This window comes from Exiguobacterium sp. UBA1053, from assembly GCF_002316465.1.
Classification (GTDB): Bacteria; Bacillota; Bacilli; order Exiguobacteriales; family Exiguobacteriaceae; genus Exiguobacterium_A; species Exiguobacterium_A abrahamii.
This window is the reverse complement of sequence record NZ_DCDO01000013.1, coordinates 345,800-364,230: the sequence shown is the minus strand read 5'-3', so window position 1 is coordinate 364,230 and position 18,431 is coordinate 345,800. Positions and strand designations below refer to the sequence as shown.

Here is an 18,431-nt window from a genome sequence, read left to right as displayed (position 1 = left end):
GACGATTCAGATGTTTGAAGCCATTGATGCTTCTGGTAAACGCATCATGATTCACAGATTTCCCAACCATGAATTAAAAACGATGTCCTTACGTTGTCCGTATTGCCTGAAGCCATTGCGCGTCAGGCAAGGACGACGACCACACTTTTCACATATCTCAGCTTGTTCAGGAGAAAGCAACGTGCATATGTCTTGGAAAAAGCGCATTGCCGATTCTTTAATAAACGCAGGTGTCCAAGTCGAAATTGAATGGATGACTGGGGAGAGACGTTTTGATTTGTGGATACCAGAAAAGAAAATCGGGATTGAAATTCAACGTTCTCCGATGTCAGCAGAGGAATGGATCAGACGAGCCAGGCTTGATGCGAAACAAGAACAAACGGTTCGGTGGATCGGATTTCATCCTTCACATGGTGTCACGTTGCGATTGCAAGGTTGGATGCGACAAGCATTTTTACAACATGATTACTTGGATCTGATCGTCGAGAATCAAATCCGGAGATTTCGACATCCGGTTCCTTTTGCAAAACATCATGTCTATTGTACGGTTCAACCGCTCTCATTATCTGATTTTCTTTCGAAAGAACCTTCATCATTTCCTCGGAAATTTTCAATCGCTCGATGGCAAGGAATCGTTCATCGCTATCGTCGACGTCCTTTTTATCCTTCATTACCTCCACGCATCCTCAAGATCCCACTGTATCAATCAGGTTTCCATCTACAAAATCTTCCCTTTTTTGCCTTTCTCCCCATCACACGTCTATTATTTCTACCCGTCCATCCCTTTGAATTTCAAATCGTCGTCTTTTTAGAGATAAAAGGGCGGTACACTTTGAGCCGTCTGGAATATGTCATAAATCAACTGCTTCACAAATTGAATCTATCGATTGAAAGAGATTTGATTGGTGCTCTCGTCAGGGAATGGATGGAGCGGATTGAGGAGGCGAATAAGCTGTTTTAGCAGGAGCACTTCGATTGTTTGTCGAAAAGAAAACAGGTATAACTGAATTAAAGGAGTGAGGGAAATGGCAGAAGTATTAACACGTCAAGATGTTGACGTTACAGAAACATGGAATCTAGAGTCGATTTACGCAACGAACGAAGCGTGGGAAGAAGAATTCGAATCGGTGAAAGCGATGCTTCCATTACTCGTCGAGTATAAGGGTCGTCTTGGACAGAGTGCAGAAACACTCTATGAAGGGTTACAGTTACGCGACGAAGTCTCAAGACGCCTTTATAAGCTTTATACATACGCGCACATGCGTTATGACGAAAATACAGCAGACAGCTTCTACCAAGCCATGAACGACCGTGCTCGAACGCTCGCGTCGCAAATCGGGGCAACGCTTGCTTTCATGACACCAGAATTGTTAGCTGTACCTGAGTCAACGATTGAGACGTATCTTAATGAGAATCCAGATCTTGCAATGTATCGTCATGCATTTGATGAATTGAATCAAGAGCGTGAACACGTCCTGACGGAAGCGGAAGAAGCGATTCTTGCAAAGGCAGGAGAAGTACTCGGTCAATCCGGTACGACGTTCGGTATGTTGAACAATGCAGATCTGACATTCCCGAAAATCAAAGGGGAAGACGGAGAAGAGACAGAGTTGACACATGGTCGCTTCATCACATTCCTGGAATCATCTGATCGTTCGGTCCGTGAAGCCGCATTTAAAGCGATGTATGGAACATATGCAAAATACACGAATACGCTCGCTTCGACACTTGCTGGGTCAGTTAAGAAAGACAACTTCTATGCGGATGTCCGGAAGTTCCCATCGGCACGCGCAGCAGCTTTACACGGTAATGCGATTCCTGAGTCCGTATATGATGGATTAGTTGAAGCGGTACATGAGCATTTACCATTGCTCCATCGTTACGTCGCCCTACGTAAGCGAGTGCTCGGACTCGATGAACTACACGTGTATGATATGTACACACCGCTCGTTTCTGAGGTGGAGATGAAAGTCTCTTACGAGGAAGCGAAACAATTGATGGTCGAAGGGCTCGCGCCGCTCGGAGCAGAGTATAAGCACATCCTCGAAGAAGGATTGTCTGAACGTTGGGTTGATGTCCGGGAGACGCGTGGTAAACGGAGTGGAGCCTACTCTTCTGGTGCTTATGATACACAGCCGTTCATTTTGATGAACTGGCAAGACAACATCAACAACCTCTTTACACTCGCACATGAATTCGGACATTCCGTCCATAGTTATTACACGCGGAAATCTCAACCGTATCCATATGGTGATTATTCAATCTTCGTCGCAGAAGTCGCCTCAACGACGAATGAAGCATTGTTGAACGACTATTTATTGAAGAAAGTAACGGATCGTAAAGAAAAACTCTATCTATTAAACAATCAACTCGAAACCTTCCGCGGAACATTGTTCCGACAAACGATGTTCGCCGAGTTCGAACATGCAATTCATGATGCGGCTCGTCTTGGACAATCGCTGACACCGGAATTCCTAACGTCAACGTATTATGCGTTGAATCAAAAATACTTCGGAGAAGAAATTGTCTTAGATGAAGAAATCGGTCTAGAATGGGCTCGGATTCCACACTTCTATTACAATTATTATGTCTATCAGTATGCAACGGGCATTTCTGCTGCTGCTGCCTTGACGGATCAGATTCTAGAAGAAGGACAACCTGCTGTGGAGCGATACATCAACAATTTCTTAAAAGCGGGATCAAGTGATTATCCAATCGAAGTACTAAAAGCTGCGGGTGTCGATATGACAACAAAAGCACCAGTTGAAGCAGCACTGCGTCAATTTGAACGTGTCCTAGATGAATTTGAAGCTTTGTTAGCAGAGTGACATCTTTGTGACAAAGTGAACAAAGAGTGGAAAAGAGGCGAAGTCCACGATATACTTATATTGTGAAGAGGGTCACATTCCCCAGTCGATTCTCTTTTTCCCCCATCCAGTGGTCAAAAGAAAAAGTCCTTCTCGTCAGGAGGGACTTTTTCTTTTGTCTATGATTGAACACAAAAAGGACAGTTCAGAACGCTGAACTGTCCTTTTTATTGTTTTTATCATGCGTGTGCCGAATCTTTTAAATGACGCCATACTTTTCCATCACAGTACGATAGAGAAGCACATTTTTGTTGCAAGACCAGTTTTTTTAATTCGTGTTCAATCTGGGATTCAGGAGCGTCATAAATAAAGGCGATTTCAGCCGTTGTTGCTGTTTCATACCGTCTCAAGAATTGTTCGAGTGGTGGCTTCGGTTGTTTTTCGATCGTATGATCTAGTAATTCACTTAAGATCGAGACATACACCAAATACTCATAAGGTCCTTCTGCTTTGATCGCTTCTTCGTCTCCGACAAAAGCGAGTGTTGGAAGAATCCGAACATCCCATTCGGTGACTAGCTCGGTTTCTTTCTCGAGCATTTGCTGAATCGTATCCGACGAGACATCACGATGAAACTCTTCTAAATCCAAACCATACTCCGTTAAAGCCTCTGCTAGCCGCATCAATGATGGCCGACTATAAGCACTTTCTCCTTCGACGTTATGAAGCATTCGAAGGCGTCGCATGAATCGCATACCAAACGTCTTTCCTTGAAGCTCAATTGCTTTTAGAATGACGAGTGGTGACATATCGCATGCAGATCGTGATGGAGCACATGGAATCGTTGCAATCGTCCGAAGACGGAACAGATGACCATATTCTAGCTCTAGCTTCTTGAGGACGGGTATCAACCGTAAACCATCCGTTTGTGTCACATCTAGAAAATGATAGATTTCCAGAGGTTTCGTCGGTTGTTGAATCGATGGTTCGTCCAATGAACAATAAGATCCGTTACATTGTGCGTGTTCCATCCGTTCACCCCTTCCTGTTGTTATCGTTACCCTATTTTAGCAACGAAAAAAAAGAAAGAGCAAAGGTTTTGCTTGTTCATTCTTACACGAAAAATCAAGAAAGCGCTTTACGTTCCATGAAGCGAACGATTTTATTTTTTGTTTTGCGCTGTGGAATGTCGTGTTCTGAAAGAATTCGCTCGAAATCCTTTTGCCCTTGTTCGAAGTTGCTGACCTCAAACTCTAACTCATAATCGGTATGTCCGAGATAGCGACTTTTATCAAGGACAAGCAATCCTTCCGGGAGCACGGTTTCGATTCGTTCTGTCTCTAATCGACCTAAATGCTCCAAAGATCCCTGTAAATCAAATGACTTTAGCTGTTCGTTCATCTCTTCGGAATGAATTAGACCGTATTTGAATAGATCTTCTGCTTCAGTTGATGATAACGTGACATGCGTTTCAAGCAACCCCTCCTCATGGGGTTGTTTTAAAGTCAGTACGAGCCCTTGTTTTTTCTCACGAATCCGTAAAGCAGCACCTTTTTTTCGAAGTTCAAAATCAGGCGTATCAAAATAATCATTTGCTTGCCAAATGGGTTGTTTAGCTGACGCATAATGGGTAAATAACGATAGATATTCTTGTTCAGACAATAAGTTCTTGAATTCGATTTCCAATTCTTGTCTAATCGGAATCACGCCTTTCTAGTTGAATGTCTGAAAATATGATAACATGAATGAGGTAGGAACAGGCAGTGAACCAATACTATTCGATTAAAAGTGGTGACAAATCAGATGACAAAAGAAAATTGGGATTTATTTCTTGCACCGTATCAAATCGCGGTCGATGAGTTGAAAGTTAAGCTAAAAGCGATTCGTAAACAATTTCAGCAACGGGGAGAACATTCACCGATTGAATTTGTCACAGGACGGGTCAAACCTGTAAAGAGCATTCTTCAAAAAGCGGAACGAAAAGCAATTGCGCGTGAGTCATTAGAACAAGACATGCAGGATATCGCCGGATTACGTATCATGTGTCAATTCGTCGATGATATCATTCATGTCCTTGAGCTGCTGCGCTCGCGCGGAGATTTTAAAATCGTTGAAGAACGGAACTACATTACGCAAAAAAAGGATAGTGGCTATCGATCGTATCACGTCATCATTGCCTATCCGGTACAGACGATCGAAGGTGAAGTTCCGACGTTAGTCGAGATCCAAATTCGAACGCTTGCGATGAACTTCTGGGCAACGATTGAACACTCGTTGAATTATAAGTACCAAGGAAATATTCCGGAAGAGACGCGTGAGCGTCTGCGTCGTGCAGCAGAGGCAGCATTTTTGCTTGATGCGGAGATGAGCCAGCTGAAAGTAGAAATCCAAGACGCACAACTCGTCTTTCAACGCGACGCTAAGGCGTCTGAACGATTAAAAGAGTAGGGGGATGACCATGCGTTTTGCAATCACGGCTCGTGATGATGAGCGATCTCATGCGCTGAAACAGCAACTCGAGCAGGCATTGACGGATCGGGGATGTATTCTTGATGTCAGCCAACCGGAAATCGTCGTCTCGATCGGTGGAGACGGAACGATGTTACAGGCGTTTCATTCGTATCTCGATCAAGTAGAGACGATCACGCTTGTTGGGATTCATACGGGGCATCTTGGTTTTTATGCGGATTGGCGCCCTGAAGAAATGGATGAACTGATTGATCATATCGCGAAGCAGGATTTAGCGACGGTTCAATACCCGTTGCTTGAACTCTCGATTGATTATGCGGACGGTTCACACAACCAACTGCTTGCCTTGAATGAATGTACGATTAAAAGTTTTAATCAGACGCTCGTTTGCGATTTATCGATTCGAGGCGACTACTTCGAAACATTCCGAGGTGATGGATTGTGTGTATCAACACCGTCTGGTTCGACAGCTTACAATAAGGCACTCGGCGGAGCGATCGTTCACCCGGCGCTCGAAGCAATTCAAATTACAGAGATGGCTTCCATCAACAATCGTGTTTACCGGACGATCGGCTCACCGATGTTGTTACCGAAACATCATGATGTCGAAATTCGTCCCGTCAATCCGATTGATTTTCAGATGACCTATGACCACTATGCTTCAATTATTCATCAAAACGTGACATCGATTCGATGCCGGGTCTCTGATAAAAAAGTGAAATTTGCTCGTTTTCGTTCTTTCCCGTTCTGGCAACGGGTGCGGGAATCTTTCCTGGCAGACGAAAGACGTTAAAGTAAAGGAAATGGAAACATGAATGGATTTCAGCTACAACAGATGGTGACTGACATCGAGGATGGCTGGCGTGTCAGTCATTTTTGTACGACCCGCTTAGGGATTTCGCGAAAAATGTTAGTATCAATTAAGAATCATGGGGATATCACGCGTAATGGTCAGCATGTTAACGTCCACGACGTCTTACACGCGGGTGATCATGTCCATGTCTTCTTCCCGGAAGAGACACCAGCACCGGATATGGTGGCGACAGAAGGGGAACTTGATATTTTGTTTGAAGATGATTGGTTTCTCGTCGTCAATAAACCGCCGGGCATGGCATCGATTCCGTCTCGACTGCATCCGGAACGCTCATTATCGAACTATGTGCTTGGTTATTACCGAAAACAAGGAATTCCGTATGCAATCCATATCGTTAATCGGCTCGATCGTGATACGAGTGGTCTTGTCTTGTTCGCGAAACACGGGCTTGCCCATCACCGGATGAGTCTCATGCAACGATCCAATGAATTAGAACGACATTATTTAGCGTATGCACCGGGAAACGTACCGGTACAAACAATTGATCAACCGATTGGTCAAACCGATCATTCCTTCATGGAACGGATGGTACGACCAGATGGTCAACGAGCCATTACGCATATCTTAAATAGCCGTCTAGTTCGAGCCTTTGACCAAGAAATCTCATTACTCGATATCCGACTAGAGACAGGTCGGACACACCAAATTCGTGTCCATCTTGCTTTTCTTGGGCATCCTTTGATTGGCGATACGATGTATCAAGGGAACCCGTTACTTCCGCGTCAGGCGCTTCATAGTGCGTCAGCAACGTTCCTTCATCCTGCGACGGGAGAACAGGTTCGTTTTGAAGCACCACTTCCTGAGGATCTCCGACTGGAATGATAAAGTACACAAATAAAAGGCAATGGACTTGGTCCACTGCCTTTTATTTGTGTTTAGTCTTCATCAAACATGGAAATCCGAGATTGAGAGGCGATTGCCATGATCAATCCTAGACCGACGAGGTTTACGATCATCGTTGATCCACCATAACTGATGAACGGTAGGGGAAGACCTGTGATCGGTAAGACACCAATCGTCATCCCGATATTTTGGAAAATTTGGAACGTAAACATCGCGACGTATCCTGTCACGATATAGGTACCAAATGGATCAGCTGTCTCGAGAGCAATCTGAATCAAGCGATAGACGAACAGGAACAAGACGATCAAGACGATGGCAGCCCCGATGAAACCGTAGTGAGAGGCAATCGTCGTAAAGATGAAGTCTGTATGCAATTCCGGAACGAACACTTGCAGTTTCCCGTATCCAACGCCGAACATTTGCCCTGAACCTGTCGCGTTGATTGCTTGGACGAGCTGGTACGACAGATCATCCGCATATTCGAACGGTTGCAACCAAGCCATGATCCGGTTCATCGCGTGACCTGGGAAAAAGGTTGCGAGTAAATCATTTTGGAAAAAGAACAGGTAAAAGAAGATGATGACGGCTCCTGCGAACAGACCGAACATCGTCAAAAGCCATTTCCAGTTTAGTCCGGATAACAACATCGCACATGCTAAGATGACGCATAGAATCAAACCGATCCCTAAATCGGGCTGAATGATGATAAGACCGAGCGGCAAGGCTGTAACCGCGACTAACTTGATAAGTAACAAGAGATCTCTTTCATGTTGAACATAACGCGCATTGTGCTCGGTAATGACGGCAGCGAGCGTAACGATCAAAAAGAACTTCATGAACTCAGCCGGTTGAACCGTACCGATAACGGGGAATTGATACCAACCGTATGCCCCTTTGATTTCAGTGACGATTGGTGTACCACGGAAAATGACAAGACCGATCAATGATACGATACCTGCTCCATATAAAAACCAGTGGAATCGCTTCAACTGTTCATAATCGATGAAAATGACGACCGATAACGCCATGAAGCCGATGACGTACCATTGAATTTGTTTGGCAGAGAAGTTGATGGCACTGATCGCACCTTTAAGCGAAGGTTGTGCTGTATAGATGGCGATAATACTGATGACCATCAGACAGGCGAGTAAAAAAAGCAACGTATGATCATAACGTTGTGTAAATGATTTGAATCGATTCATTTCATCCCTACTTTCTATCATTCTCTATATTACCGTAATTTATCAAATCCGCAATATCAAGAGCGATGGTTGACAGAAGCGTTACGTTTTTGTAACCTGAAGATAGGTTTTATTACCAGGTACTAATTTAAGGGGGACTTTATCATGAATATTTATCCTTCACTCGAAGGTAAGACGTACGTCGTCATGGGCGTCATCAACCAACGTTCGATTGCATGGGGCATCGCACGTGCGCTCGACGCTGCTGGAGCAAGCCTGGCATTTACATATGTCGGGGAGCGTTTTAAGGCACCACTTGAAAAATTAGGACAAGAATTATCACGTCCAGCTTCTTATTATACGTGTGATGTTACAAGTGATGAAGAAATCGAACAGGTCTTCCAAACGATTCATGCGGACCACGGGAAGATTTCAGGGATTGCTCACTCGATCGCATTCGCGGATAAAGAAGCGCTTCGTGGTGAATTTTCTGGGGTAACGCGTGAACAGTTTGCGCAAGCACTTGATATTTCAGCTTACAGCTTAACAGCAGTCGTCAAAGCGGCGAAAGATTTCTTTACGGAAGATGCATCCGTCATCACGTTGACGTACCTCGGTGGTGAGAAGATGGTTCCGAACTACAACGTCATGGGTGTTGCGAAAGCCGCATTAGATGCAAGCGTTCGTTATCTCGCTGCTGAATACGGTCAGCAAGGCGTTCGTGTCAATGCGATCTCAGCTGGTCCAATTCGGACAGTATCCGCAAAAGGTGTCGGCGATTTCAATTCGATTCTTGATAGCATCGAAGAACGTGCGCCACTTCATCGTAACGTGACGACAGAACAAATTGGTCAAAGTGGACTGTTCTTGCTTTCACAAATGTCGAGTGGGGTGACAGGAGAAATCCTTCACGTCGATAGTGGATTCCACATTCTTTAAAAGATAACAGATTGAACCAAGCTTTCCTGAGAAGGGGGCTTGGTTTTTTTTGTGCTGGATCGGGGAAGTGTCAAATATGAACATGTTGAAGGAGAGAGGAAGTGCAGAGGATGAACGCAATCGATTTTACAGTCGTACAATATGTCAATCGTCAAGTACGTGTCGATCCACAGCTAAAGACTGAACCAGTCGCTCGAGTTCAACCGATACGCCCAACTGACCCTTACCGCGAACACGAAGCGGACGACTTTTTAGAAGAACAGGCAAATGCATACGGTGTATTACCAGAACTAAAACTTCCCGGTCGAAGCTTCGACCGGGAAGTTTAATCATTCATTGACCTGTGAAGCGGAATGTCTCATAGACACTCCAAGCACCGTTCTCCAGTTCATACAATAAAGCCATTTTCGTGACGTCCTCTTGGAAACGGATATCTTCCATCTTGAGACGTTCTAGTACATCGAACAGTTCGACATCCGACAGTTCTTGACCGATTGTGATGTGTGGCAAGAAATCGTATTTCGGCTTATGTTCGAGTGGTCCTGTATGCAAAGCGCGATGTAATTGTTCTAACTCATCCGTCGGCATTACTTTAAGGAACAAGACATTGTTCGTCGGATGGAACGAACGAGCTCCTTGGATGTGCAAATTGACAGGCTTCGTTTCGGACGCGATTCGATTCAACTCCGTCACGATGTGGTCTAATTCTGTCTCATCGACTTCCATCCGCTCCCGTAGCGTGATATGAGGTGTGATCAGTGCATACTTCGAGTCATATCTCTTTCGGTATGAATTTGCAAAATCTTGAACGCGTTTCGATGGAAACAATACAACCCCGATGTTCATCGAAAATCCCCTACTTTCCCCTGAAATGATAACGCTTTACAAAATAATCATGACGGATTCTGGCGTCGATGTCAAAGAAGTTTGAGAGGAGGTTCAGAATACGTGTATACTAATGAAGTACTTTGTTGGAGAGGTGGATATAGTCATGAAGAAAACACATTCAAAAGAGGTCAAACAGGCAGCTATCGATAAGTTACATGAACGAGGGGTGACGATTCATGCAATCGCTGAGATCGTTTACCAAATGCAGGCCCCCTACACGGTGGATTTGACAATTGAAACATGTGTCAGTTCAGTAGAACGTGTTCTTGAAAAACGTGAATTACAACATGCGATTCTCGTCGGAGCAGAACTAGACATCTTGGCGGAAAAAGGGTTATTATCAGAACCCCTCCTGTCCATCATCCAAAGCGATGAAGGGCTATTTGGCGTAGATGAGACGATTGCGATTGGTGCCGTCAACACGTATGGTTCGATTGCGGTTACGACGTTCGGCTATTTGGATAAAGCAAAGGTCGGTATTATCAAAGAACTCGATACGAAGCTTGGGGACGGAAAAGTCAACACGTTCATGGATGATATCGTCGCGGCCATCGCAGCAAATGCATCCGGACGACTAGCGCATCGTTTGCGAGATAAGGAAGACTATTCAGCAGAAGAATTAGAAGAACGTAAGGGAACATACTGATGCGGGGTGCAAGAGCGGCGTGGATAGGTGCATCCATTGCTGTCGTCTTATTCGTGATCATCGCTGTCTCCATTCGGACAACAGGCTATTTTTTATTTGATGCTCAATTATCGTCATATATGTCGCAACACGTCCCAGGGGATTACGTTTCTTGGTTCACTCAACTCGGATCAGGTCCAGGGGCGATGACGATGACGGTCTTACTTGGAATACTGAGTTATGTTTTGTGGCGAGATCGCATTGCAAGTATTTGGTATGTGTTCATGGCAGTATCAGTAGGTGGATTGAATCAAGTCGTTAAATTCGCCTTTGTCCGAGAGCGCCCCTCATTAAATGAACTGGTTGGTGGTGTAGGATACAGTTTTCCGAGTGGTCACTCAGCGATGGCTTTTGCCGTCTATGCCGGATTTCTCGTCGTTGCGTTTCGTCATTTGAAAACAGGTGGGAAGGTACTTGTATCGATCGTGACGATTGGATTATTCCTCGCCATGGGAGCTTCTCGAATCATTTTAAACGTTCACTATTTCTCAGATGTCATCGGTGGATATTGTTTTGCCGCGATTCTTTTATGTAGCTCCTATGCATTCATCGTCTCCCGTAGAAAAAAAGGAGTGGCTTGATGTTACTGTTAGATGTTGATCATAGTTTATTATTTGATGAAGAGACGATGCGCTCCATCGACAAGCCGACGTTGCTTGTCGAGCGAGTCGCTGGGCGACCTCGTTTCATGACGATGCGAGCGCATCTTAGATTAAAACGGTTAGTGTCAATTAACGGTGTTGTTCCGGTGACGAAACGAACGATGGAAGAGTACCAGCAGTTGGAACTCTTTCAAATCGATGCGCCACCGAAGTGGGCGATCATTGACGGTGGAAAGATTTTGCTTAAAGAAGGAAAAGTGGATCGTCGATATGAAAATTGGCTTCGTCAATTCAATAAGGAGACATCACTTGATTCCATCCTTGAGTATCTCATCGAAATGGAACAAGTTTCGATTGATGTATATCCTTCTGAGACGTTATCCAGAGTAATCACACTTCCACATGAGCCGATTCAACGGACGACGGACGAAGCCGTATTATTAGAAGAACTATTTCGTAAGTATGAAACGACATGAAAAAACCGGACGGTCTCAAGCAGACCGTCCGGTTTTCATCGTTTCGTGCAAGATATCAAGTTGTTGGTAAAGGAATCTCATCGAACCAGTACACACCGACCGTCTCAGCACCAGCATGTGCCAAGATGGAAGGACCAAATTGGGTAATGCGTACTTGAAGCTCCGGATGTTCTGTAGAAATCAAGCGCCGTAATTCTTCAGCAGCGGCATGAGCGAGCGTGTGACTGACATAAAGCGTCCGATCATATACACCATGAGCACTGACTTTTGATGAAATTTCACTGACCATTTCTTTAAAAGCTTTTTTGATGGAACGGACCTTTTTAAATGGGACAAGCCGTCCTTCCTCATTAAATTGAGCGATTGGTTTAATATTGAGCATGTTTGCTAATAAAAACTGACTTCCAGAGACACGTCCGCTCCGTCGCATCGTCTCCATATTTCCGATGATCAGATAAAAATGCGATTTGTGCTTGAATGTCTCAAGCGTAGACATGACTTCATCGGGACCTTTACCAGCAGCAACGAGTCGTTGTGCGATCCGGACAAGTTCTTGCTGATTCGCAGCACCTGTATACGAATCAATCGCGTATAAAGGGAAACCGACAGCTTCAGCTGCAGCGACGGAACTCGAATACGTTCCGCTCAATCCACTCGTGATATGAATCGCATACCCGTAATCATAGCCATCTTCAAGTAATTGTTCATACAAGGTCACGAAGTCACCGAATGACGGTTGAGAAGTCGTCGGTGAAGCGTGAGCATCTTCTCGCATTTTTTGATCAAGCTGTTCAATCGAGATATCGACATACTCCCGGTAAGACTCTCCGTTTAAGATGAGTAAAGTCGGTATCACATGGACTCCGATTTTTTCAGCCTCTCCTGGCTCAAAAAAAGCCATGCTGTCGGTAATCCAAGCAATCTTATCCATGTATATGACGCCTCCATTAATAGAACCATTTTGTTCATCATACCATAGCGATGAAAGCGGAATCACTAGCTAGCGCGTTTTTGTGTAATAGAAGCACTGGAAACGTGTCCAAACCATGAACTGATACCGAAGGCGATGAGTGCTGGGAATAACCATTCTAAACTTTGATCCACTAAAGGTAAAGATTGATAGAACGTTTTAAGATTTCCCGGGAAAAGCGAAAGTTGATTCAACGCACTACAGAATGAAAAGAAAATCGTTACACCAAGAGTTGATTGATAAACAACCGACTTACGACGGAACAGGTGACGCATGAATGTCAATGCGATCAAGACGATGACTATTGGATAAAGGAACATCAATACCGGAACAGCGATGGATAACAATGTCTGCAATCCGACGATGGATACCGTAAGACCAAGAGCAGTCGTGAAGATACTTGCCGCTTTTAAAGATACACGGTTGGAAATCGTCATCATATATTCTGCAAATGCGGTGACGAGACCAACTGATGTCGTCAAACATGCAAGCAAGATCGCAAGACCAAGTACAGCTAAACCGATTGAGCCGAAGGCAGTATTTGCATAATGCTGAAGAAGTGCTGGACCATCAACTTTTCCGATGGCGGCAAATGTGTTACGTCCGATCATTCCAAGTCCGACATAGACGAGAGTCAAAGCAGTGGCAGCGATGATTCCGGCACGAGTGACGACTTTAAATTGTGCTTTTCGTTCATGAACGCCTCGGCTTTTCAATGTATGCAGTACGACGACACCAAATACCAAGGCACCGAGTGCATCAAGTGTTAAGTATCCTTGAAGGAAACCTTGAATGAATGCCTGTCCAGTCGTCTCATACGCTTCGTTTGGTGAAGAGACACTCGAAAGTGGCGAAATGATGCTACTGATGCTTAATGCTGCAAGAGCAATCAGTAATAATGGTGTGATGAAACGCCCGATGATCTCAAGTAATCTTCCTGGTCGTAGTACAAGATAAAGTGTGGCAAGGAAAAAGAGACTCGATGAGATGATCAACGTCATTTGTGAGGGAGCACCAAGGAATGGTACGACTCCGAGCTCATACGTGACAACCGATGTTCGCGGAATCCCGAAAAAGGGACCGATCGCAACATAGAGTGCGAACGTCAAGGCAGCACCTACAAAACGAGGGAGTGGTGCAGCAAGTGTTTTGATGCCACCTCCGATAGAGGCAACTGCAAGTAAGCCGAGCAAAGGAAGACCGACACCCGTTACGATAAAACCAAGGATGGCAGGAAGGAACTGTGAACCCGCAAGCGCACCGAGTTCCGGTGGGAAGATCAGGTTACCCGCACCGAAAAATAAAGCAAAAATCATAAATCCTAGAGCAAATGTATCTTTTGTCTTAAACATGTGTTGTCCTCCATTCATCCTAATTTCATAAAAAAAGCCTCATCCACTAAATTTGTGGATAGGCGTCGTTTGCTCAGACGCCTTGTCGAAATGACGAAAAGGGCCTGGATCTTCATTTTCTCAAACGAGAAATGAATCTTCAGTCCCTACTCTTAATCACAATCAGTCGTTCTTGGATGAGCGTTGCGTGTGTCATGTTTAAAACCTCCTGTTTGAATTTTTCTAAGGATAACATGAAGAAATTAATAAAACAATATTTTCTGAAAATTCACCGCCGAATTTTTGAAAACAAATAACGTCTTGAGGAGAGATAAGGGTCTCTACTCAAGACGTTTTACGTTACACATCAGCTCGTTGCAATCGAGCGCGTTTTTTTGTGGCGTTTCAATTTATGGAGGAGCCAAGCGTGAACGACCTCACAGGATTGACGTGGTAACGTCAGTTCAACAAGCGATTCCTGCTGTTGCCCTTTAATGATGAAAAGTCCATTTTCTTCATCGACAGGGGCGATGGTCATTGAACTCGCTTCATTCAGCGACAATTTTACTTCACCGAGTGTCGCATCCTTTAATTTCAGGATGTTTCCATTTGTCGCAAATTTCGTGAATGAGCCAATTCCGTTCACTTTTAACTGATCCATATTGAATTCCTCCTTCTGTTGATTCCAGTACTGTCCCTATAAAAAACCGGGTCTAACTTCTATCTTGAAAAGGTTATCCTCATTATAGCGAAGTCTTCACCAGATGCTAGTCTTATTTTGTGTGAAAATTCGAAAAATTTTTTAACAATATTGTCATATGGATAGGAATATCTGTTAAGAGGGAATCATCATGTGAAATTCAAATAGAACAAAAGCATCCTTCTCTAAAAGAAAAAGATGCTAAAGGTCAATCTAACTCAAAACTCCATTTTTTCTTGCGACAAACAAGCGTTCCTCGTCGAAGGATCGATTCTTTCTCCGCTTCAAAATCTTCATGTAATACGCTCATATCTTCGTAGCGTCCTGCTACATATACAGGAATCGTGATATTTCTTGAGAAAACAGACCGTTTTGCACTTTCAAAATCAATCAATACTCCTTCTTTGAGGAGATGACGGATATGAATCATGATTTCAGCCGTTAAGGCGATCGAAGCAACGGATCGTGCGTGCTGACGAAATTTCCGTTGTACGAGATCGGAGATAAGTTGTTCTACCCTTGACCAATCCTTCAAGTAAACAGAAGCATGAAGCCCATCGTGTTCGCTAAAATAGACCAGTTCATTCTCGATCGAGTCAAGGAAAGGAAGCGGTGTCCCTCGTTTCATATGCATTAAAAATAATAATTCCGCGATTTCGACATCCGTCAATACATCGAGCGAATGGGAAGATCGAATATCAATAGCAGTCAAAGGATGACGCTGGACATCCGTTGATTGTGAAAACTGTTCGATCTCATGCGCTTCGATGTAATGAAGCATCGTTCGAAACGATTGTTTCGTCTGTTTGAAATCACTTCCTGAAATGAGTAAAGGACGTTTCAAATCGACGGCTGCAGCGAAATCAGAGAAGTGTACTCCTGACATCGTTAATCGTTGATTTTCCTCGTCCTCATATAAGTAAAGTAACGCACTCGACATACCACTTCGCTTCCTTTCCATGACTAACTACTTCATAATTTAATAGTAGCAAAACTTCGAATTGCCTGAAAGGATATTTACTTCTGAAAACGGGCATACTACATAGAGAAGCATAAAGAGAGGTGATGGAGCATGTGGGGCTTGCGAAAGCCTTTCCCGGAATTGCGGACCGAGCGCTTCATATTACGTGAGCTCGAAAACCGTGACGCACGCGAATTGTTTAAAATCCTATCGGACGATAAAGTCATGTACTATTACGGATCAGATCCACTCGTGACGGTCTATGAAGCTAAAAATGTCATCAGTTACTTTAAAGAACAGTTCACGCAAGGTAAAGCGATTCGCTGGGCAATTGCTGATGCACAAACGAATCAATTGATCGGGACGATCGGTTTTCATAACTGGCTGTCTCAATACCATCGTGCTGAAATTGGTTTTGAAGTTAGTCAAGATTATTGGCAACGTGGTGTCGCTTCGGAAGCGGCAAGAGCTGTTCTGACATATGGCTTTGAAGAATTTGCTCTCCATCGAATCAGCGCCCTCGTCGCACCTGAAAACCTCGCTTCTAACGCATTGGTTCAAAAATTAGGATTCAAAGCAGAAGGATTACTAGAAGATTATGCATACAGTCATGGTCGTTTCATGGATTTGACGATGTACCGTATGCTCGCATCTGAATGGAAGGGATGAGGTAGTCAATGGAAAAACAAACACTCGTACTCCTGCATGGATTTACAGGAGGAACAGATTATTTTAATCGGGTAGAGGCAAATTTACGACATTCCTTTGATGTATTACCACTAAGTTTACCGGGGCATGAGGGACTTGATGTTGGTCCGGATACGATTGAAGGCTTTGCCGAATGGGTCATGCATGAACTTGATCGACGTGGTATCGAAAAGCCGATCATCATCGGGCATTCATTTGGTGGATATATCACAGCTGCAATCGTAGAAGGGTATGCGGATCAAATCAGTGGATACGGTCTGGTGTACTCGACAGCTAAAGCAGATGATGAACAAGCGAAACAAAAACGAAATCAAAACATCACGCGCGTTGAAGAAATCGGTGTTAGAGAATTCGTCAATGGTCTTGTTCCATCCTTATTCGCTGAAGGGGCAGATGAGTTCGCTGTCGCTGAAGCACTTGAGATCGGGTACATGATGACGGTCGAAGGAGCTATCCGTGCGCTCTCTGCGATGCGAGATCGGCGAGATATGACGAAGGTCTTGACGAAAGCAAGCGTGAAGGGTGTCATCATTCACGGCACGAAAGATCAACTGATTTCAGAGGAAAGCGCATTTGCACCAAAGAATGATCATCTCATACATCGGTCAACAGACAGTGGACACATGGGGATGCTTGAGACACCGGATGCTTTCGTTGCAATCATCGAAGAAGCATTCAAGTAAGTTTTTGCCCTACGGTCACGTCTGTAGGGCATTTGCTTTGCATTTCAGATGAGATATCTGAAATGATAGAAGTGGAGGGGATACACATGAAAATCGTAGCGATTGAACCAACACCAAGTCCAAATAACATGAAAGTCATCGTTGATGAGGTCTTTTCGGAAAAGGGGCAGACATTTGAGCATGCCTTTGGCGCACCGGAACACATTCAGCGATTACTTGAAATACCTGGCGTTAAGTTCGTTTATCAGGTCAGTGACTTTTTATCGATCGAGCGTTATCCAAAATATGATTGGCGCTCGCTTGTCATCGATATACGACGTGCGTTCGGTGAAACGTTAAATGAAGTTGAACAACACGAGACAGATGCTGAGTATGAGCCTGTCCATTTATTCGTGCAATTCATTTTAGGCGTACCGATGCAAATCAAAGGTGTGAAAGGATTAGAAGAAAAACGAGAAGGGCTGTCGGAACGTTTCCGAGAAGCAGCGCTATTCGTCCAACCATTCGTTCAAAATGTCATTAGCGATCGACGCTGGGTAGAACAAGCACCTCGATACGGTGACCTTGACGAAAGCTTGCGTGAAGTAGCGAATGAGATTGAGATTGCCTATCCAGTCGAACGTCTCGAACGTCTCAAGTCGCTCGCAGCAGGAGAAGATATTACGTTTAGAGGTCAAGCAATTCAATCATCCGATTGGAAAGAACGATTCGCGGCGCTCGATGAACTACCTGTTGAGATGGAATGGGTTCCAGCTTATGCTCGCCTGTTACAGGATGAGAAGATGCAAATTCGACGTCAAGCGATCGTAAAGCTTGGGATGTTCGAAGATCACCGTGAAGAACTGTTAGAGTATTTGACGAGTGCACTGCATGATCCGTCAGGGATCGTTCGCCGGACAGCAGGCGATACGATTTCAGATTGGGCGATGCCGGAAGCTGAACCAATGATGATGGAAGCGCTAGCGGATAAAAATAAATTAGTACGCTGGCGAGCTGCTCGCTTCCTGTTTGATGTTGGAACGGAACAATCAATTCCAAGACTGCGTGAAGCCATTCGAGACCGGGAATATGAAGTGGCTCTACAAGCCGAACTCGCATTAACTCGGATCGAAAGTGGGGAAGAAGCCCTAGGAACGGTTTGGCAGCAAATGAATCGAATGATAGATGAAAGTTCATAAGAACTTAAAAAATAATTGCTTAAGAGAATCATTCGACAAAATGAGTCACCAATTGTCTAGGTATATTTTCCCTGTTGTCTAAAAAAGCTGGTAAAATAATCAAAATTATGTTGTCATCTTTTTGAAATCGAAATGA

The 18,431-nt window shown here is 44.3% G+C and carries 21 protein-coding genes; 13 read left to right on the top strand and 8 right to left on the bottom strand.

What is annotated here, in order from left to right; genetic code table 11:
- Positions 1 to 10: 10 nt before the first annotated feature.
- Positions 11 to 961, top strand: a complete 951-nt coding sequence (locus tag B3G15_RS09650; RefSeq protein WP_290720392.1) for a competence protein CoiA family protein — start codon at positions 11 to 13, stop codon at positions 959 to 961.
- 64 nt (positions 962 to 1,025) lie between these two features.
- Positions 1,026 to 2,828, top strand: coding sequence for an oligoendopeptidase F (gene pepF, locus B3G15_RS09645; protein ID WP_050677569.1), 1,803 nt, complete (start codon positions 1,026 to 1,028; stop codon positions 2,826 to 2,828).
- A 218-nt stretch (positions 2,829 to 3,046) separates the two neighbouring features.
- Here the strand turns inward: pepF and B3G15_RS09640 are convergent, their stop codons facing one another.
- A complete protein-coding gene (locus B3G15_RS09640; protein ID WP_029342209.1) occupies positions 3,047 to 3,838 on the bottom strand; it encodes a DsbA family protein in 792 nt (263 codons plus the stop codon).
- A 94-nt stretch (positions 3,839 to 3,932) separates the two neighbouring features.
- On the bottom strand, positions 3,933 to 4,514 hold the full coding sequence (locus tag B3G15_RS09635; protein WP_231884645.1) for a CYTH domain-containing protein: 582 nt from the start codon (positions 4,512 to 4,514) through the stop codon (positions 3,933 to 3,935).
- Between the two features lie 96 nt (positions 4,515 to 4,610).
- Between B3G15_RS09635 and B3G15_RS09630 the strand changes: the two genes are divergently transcribed.
- The 3 genes from B3G15_RS09630 to B3G15_RS09620 are packed head-to-tail and all read left to right on the top strand — an operon-like array spanning position 4,611 to position 6,972.
- Positions 4,611 to 5,255 carry a GTP pyrophosphokinase gene (locus tag B3G15_RS09630; protein ID WP_035396676.1) on the top strand — a complete coding sequence of 215 codons (645 nt, stop codon included), beginning with the start codon at positions 4,611 to 4,613 and terminating at the stop codon, positions 5,253 to 5,255.
- Between the two features lie 10 nt (positions 5,256 to 5,265).
- Entirely contained in the window at positions 5,266 to 6,069 is an 804-nt protein-coding gene (locus tag B3G15_RS09625; RefSeq protein WP_023468882.1) for an NAD kinase, read from the top strand.
- Between the two features lie 18 nt (positions 6,070 to 6,087).
- On the top strand, positions 6,088 to 6,972 hold the full coding sequence (locus tag B3G15_RS09620; RefSeq protein ID WP_290720380.1) for an RluA family pseudouridine synthase: 885 nt from the start codon (positions 6,088 to 6,090) through the stop codon (positions 6,970 to 6,972).
- A gap of 53 nt (positions 6,973 to 7,025) precedes the next feature.
- Here the strand turns inward: B3G15_RS09620 and B3G15_RS09615 are convergent, their stop codons facing one another.
- Positions 7,026 to 8,195 (bottom strand): FtsW/RodA/SpoVE family cell cycle protein, encoded by a 1,170-nt coding sequence (locus B3G15_RS09615; RefSeq protein ID WP_029342211.1) that lies wholly within the window; start codon positions 8,193 to 8,195, stop codon positions 7,026 to 7,028.
- A gap of 144 nt (positions 8,196 to 8,339) precedes the next feature.
- On the opposite strand from B3G15_RS09615, the gene fabI reads away from it, so the two are divergent.
- Positions 8,340 to 9,113 carry an enoyl-ACP reductase FabI gene (gene fabI / locus B3G15_RS09610; protein WP_029342212.1) on the top strand — a complete coding sequence of 258 codons (774 nt, stop codon included), beginning with the start codon at positions 8,340 to 8,342 and terminating at the stop codon, positions 9,111 to 9,113.
- 110 nt (positions 9,114 to 9,223) lie between these two features.
- Positions 9,224 to 9,442, top strand: a complete 219-nt coding sequence (locus B3G15_RS09605) for a hypothetical protein (protein ID WP_023468878.1) — start codon at positions 9,224 to 9,226, stop codon at positions 9,440 to 9,442.
- Between the two features lie 4 nt (positions 9,443 to 9,446).
- On the opposite strand, the gene B3G15_RS09600 is transcribed toward B3G15_RS09605, so the two are convergent.
- On the bottom strand, positions 9,447 to 9,959 hold the full coding sequence (locus tag B3G15_RS09600; protein WP_023468877.1) for a YjcG family protein: 513 nt from the start codon (positions 9,957 to 9,959) through the stop codon (positions 9,447 to 9,449).
- Between the two features lie 145 nt (positions 9,960 to 10,104).
- Here B3G15_RS09600 and B3G15_RS09595 point away from each other — a divergent pair, with 145 nt between their 5' ends.
- The 3 genes from B3G15_RS09595 to B3G15_RS09585 are packed head-to-tail and all read left to right on the top strand — an operon-like array spanning position 10,105 to position 11,764.
- Entirely contained in the window at positions 10,105 to 10,647 is a 543-nt protein-coding gene (locus tag B3G15_RS09595; RefSeq protein WP_034786059.1) for a phosphatidylglycerophosphatase A family protein, read from the top strand.
- Positions 10,647 to 11,267 carry a phosphatase PAP2 family protein gene (locus tag B3G15_RS09590; RefSeq protein ID WP_214859672.1) on the top strand — a complete coding sequence of 207 codons (621 nt, stop codon included), beginning with the start codon at positions 10,647 to 10,649 and terminating at the stop codon, positions 11,265 to 11,267. Before B3G15_RS09595 ends, B3G15_RS09590 begins: the two co-directional genes overlap by 1 nt.
- Positions 11,267 to 11,764, top strand: a complete 498-nt coding sequence (locus B3G15_RS09585; protein ID WP_214859674.1) for a hypothetical protein — start codon at positions 11,267 to 11,269, stop codon at positions 11,762 to 11,764. Before B3G15_RS09590 ends, B3G15_RS09585 begins: the two co-directional genes overlap by 1 nt.
- A 55-nt stretch (positions 11,765 to 11,819) precedes the next feature.
- Here the strand turns inward: B3G15_RS09585 and B3G15_RS09580 are convergent, their stop codons facing one another.
- The 4 genes from B3G15_RS09580 to B3G15_RS09565 all read right to left on the bottom strand — a co-directional run bounded on the left by B3G15_RS09580 (position 11,820) and on the right by B3G15_RS09565 (position 15,705).
- Positions 11,820 to 12,695, bottom strand: coding sequence for a DegV family protein (locus tag B3G15_RS09580; RefSeq protein ID WP_214805206.1), 876 nt, complete (start codon positions 12,693 to 12,695; stop codon positions 11,820 to 11,822).
- A 65-nt stretch (positions 12,696 to 12,760) separates the two neighbouring features.
- The gene (gene brnQ, locus B3G15_RS09575; protein WP_214858069.1) at positions 12,761 to 14,086 is read right to left on the bottom strand and encodes a branched-chain amino acid transport system II carrier protein; all 1,326 of its coding nucleotides are present in this window, start codon (positions 14,084 to 14,086) and stop codon (positions 12,761 to 12,763) included.
- 346 nt (positions 14,087 to 14,432) lie between these two features.
- Positions 14,433 to 14,726 (bottom strand): hypothetical protein, encoded by a 294-nt coding sequence (locus B3G15_RS09570; protein WP_050677561.1) that lies wholly within the window; start codon positions 14,724 to 14,726, stop codon positions 14,433 to 14,435.
- Positions 14,727 to 14,973: 247 nt separating this feature from the next.
- Positions 14,974 to 15,705: a hypothetical protein gene (locus tag B3G15_RS09565; RefSeq protein WP_050677560.1), complete on the bottom strand. Its 732-nt coding sequence runs from the start codon at positions 15,703 to 15,705 to the stop codon at positions 14,974 to 14,976.
- 132 nt (positions 15,706 to 15,837) lie between these two features.
- On the opposite strand from B3G15_RS09565, the gene B3G15_RS09560 reads away from it, so the two are divergent.
- From B3G15_RS09560 to B3G15_RS09550, 3 genes are all read left to right on the top strand, one after another.
- A complete protein-coding gene (locus B3G15_RS09560; protein ID WP_023468869.1) occupies positions 15,838 to 16,395 on the top strand; it encodes a GNAT family N-acetyltransferase in 558 nt (185 codons plus the stop codon).
- Between the two features lie 8 nt (positions 16,396 to 16,403).
- Positions 16,404 to 17,117: an alpha/beta fold hydrolase gene (locus B3G15_RS09555; RefSeq protein WP_290720344.1), complete on the top strand. Its 714-nt coding sequence runs from the start codon at positions 16,404 to 16,406 to the stop codon at positions 17,115 to 17,117.
- An 86-nt stretch (positions 17,118 to 17,203) separates the two neighbouring features.
- The gene (locus tag B3G15_RS09550) at positions 17,204 to 18,295 is read left to right on the top strand and encodes a conserved virulence factor C family protein (protein ID WP_290720341.1); all 1,092 of its coding nucleotides are present in this window, start codon (positions 17,204 to 17,206) and stop codon (positions 18,293 to 18,295) included.
- Positions 18,296 to 18,431: the final 136 nt, after the last annotated feature.

Bases quoted from the DNA above. Each gene is read 5' to 3' on its own strand.
- B3G15_RS09640 (WP_029342209.1), bottom strand. From the start codon at position 3,838: ATGGAACACGCACAATGTAACGGATCTTATTGTTCATTGGACGAACCA.
- brnQ (WP_214858069.1), bottom strand. From the start codon at position 14,086: ATGTTTAAGACAAAAGATACATTTGCTCTAGGATTTATGATTTTTGCT.
- B3G15_RS09650 (WP_290720392.1), top strand. From the start codon at position 11: ATGTTTGAAGCCATTGATGCTTCTGGTAAACGCATCATGATTCACAGA.
- B3G15_RS09600 (WP_023468877.1), bottom strand. From the start codon at position 9,959: ATGAACATCGGGGTTGTATTGTTTCCATCGAAACGCGTTCAAGATTTT.
- B3G15_RS09580 (WP_214805206.1), bottom strand. From the start codon at position 12,695: ATGGATAAGATTGCTTGGATTACCGACAGCATGGCTTTTTTTGAGCCA.
- B3G15_RS09630 (WP_035396676.1), top strand. From the start codon at position 4,611: ATGACAAAAGAAAATTGGGATTTATTTCTTGCACCGTATCAAATCGCG.
- B3G15_RS09560 (WP_023468869.1), top strand. From the start codon at position 15,838: ATGTGGGGCTTGCGAAAGCCTTTCCCGGAATTGCGGACCGAGCGCTTC.
- B3G15_RS09590 (WP_214859672.1), top strand. From the start codon at position 10,647: ATGCGGGGTGCAAGAGCGGCGTGGATAGGTGCATCCATTGCTGTCGTC.
- B3G15_RS09570 (WP_050677561.1), bottom strand. From the start codon at position 14,726: ATGGATCAGTTAAAAGTGAACGGAATTGGCTCATTCACGAAATTTGCG.
- B3G15_RS09550 (WP_290720341.1), top strand. From the start codon at position 17,204: ATGAAAATCGTAGCGATTGAACCAACACCAAGTCCAAATAACATGAAA.
- pepF (WP_050677569.1), top strand. From the start codon at position 1,026: ATGGCAGAAGTATTAACACGTCAAGATGTTGACGTTACAGAAACATGG.
- B3G15_RS09585 (WP_214859674.1), top strand. From the start codon at position 11,267: ATGTTACTGTTAGATGTTGATCATAGTTTATTATTTGATGAAGAGACG.
- B3G15_RS09605 (WP_023468878.1), top strand. From the start codon at position 9,224: ATGAACGCAATCGATTTTACAGTCGTACAATATGTCAATCGTCAAGTA.
- B3G15_RS09615 (WP_029342211.1), bottom strand. From the start codon at position 8,195: ATGAATCGATTCAAATCATTTACACAACGTTATGATCATACGTTGCTT.
- B3G15_RS09555 (WP_290720344.1), top strand. From the start codon at position 16,404: ATGGAAAAACAAACACTCGTACTCCTGCATGGATTTACAGGAGGAACA.
- B3G15_RS09595 (WP_034786059.1), top strand. From the start codon at position 10,105: ATGAAGAAAACACATTCAAAAGAGGTCAAACAGGCAGCTATCGATAAG.
- B3G15_RS09625 (WP_023468882.1), top strand. From the start codon at position 5,266: ATGCGTTTTGCAATCACGGCTCGTGATGATGAGCGATCTCATGCGCTG.
- fabI (WP_029342212.1), top strand. From the start codon at position 8,340: ATGAATATTTATCCTTCACTCGAAGGTAAGACGTACGTCGTCATGGGC.
- B3G15_RS09620 (WP_290720380.1), top strand. From the start codon at position 6,088: ATGAATGGATTTCAGCTACAACAGATGGTGACTGACATCGAGGATGGC.
- B3G15_RS09565 (WP_050677560.1), bottom strand. From the start codon at position 15,705: ATGTCGAGTGCGTTACTTTACTTATATGAGGACGAGGAAAATCAACGA.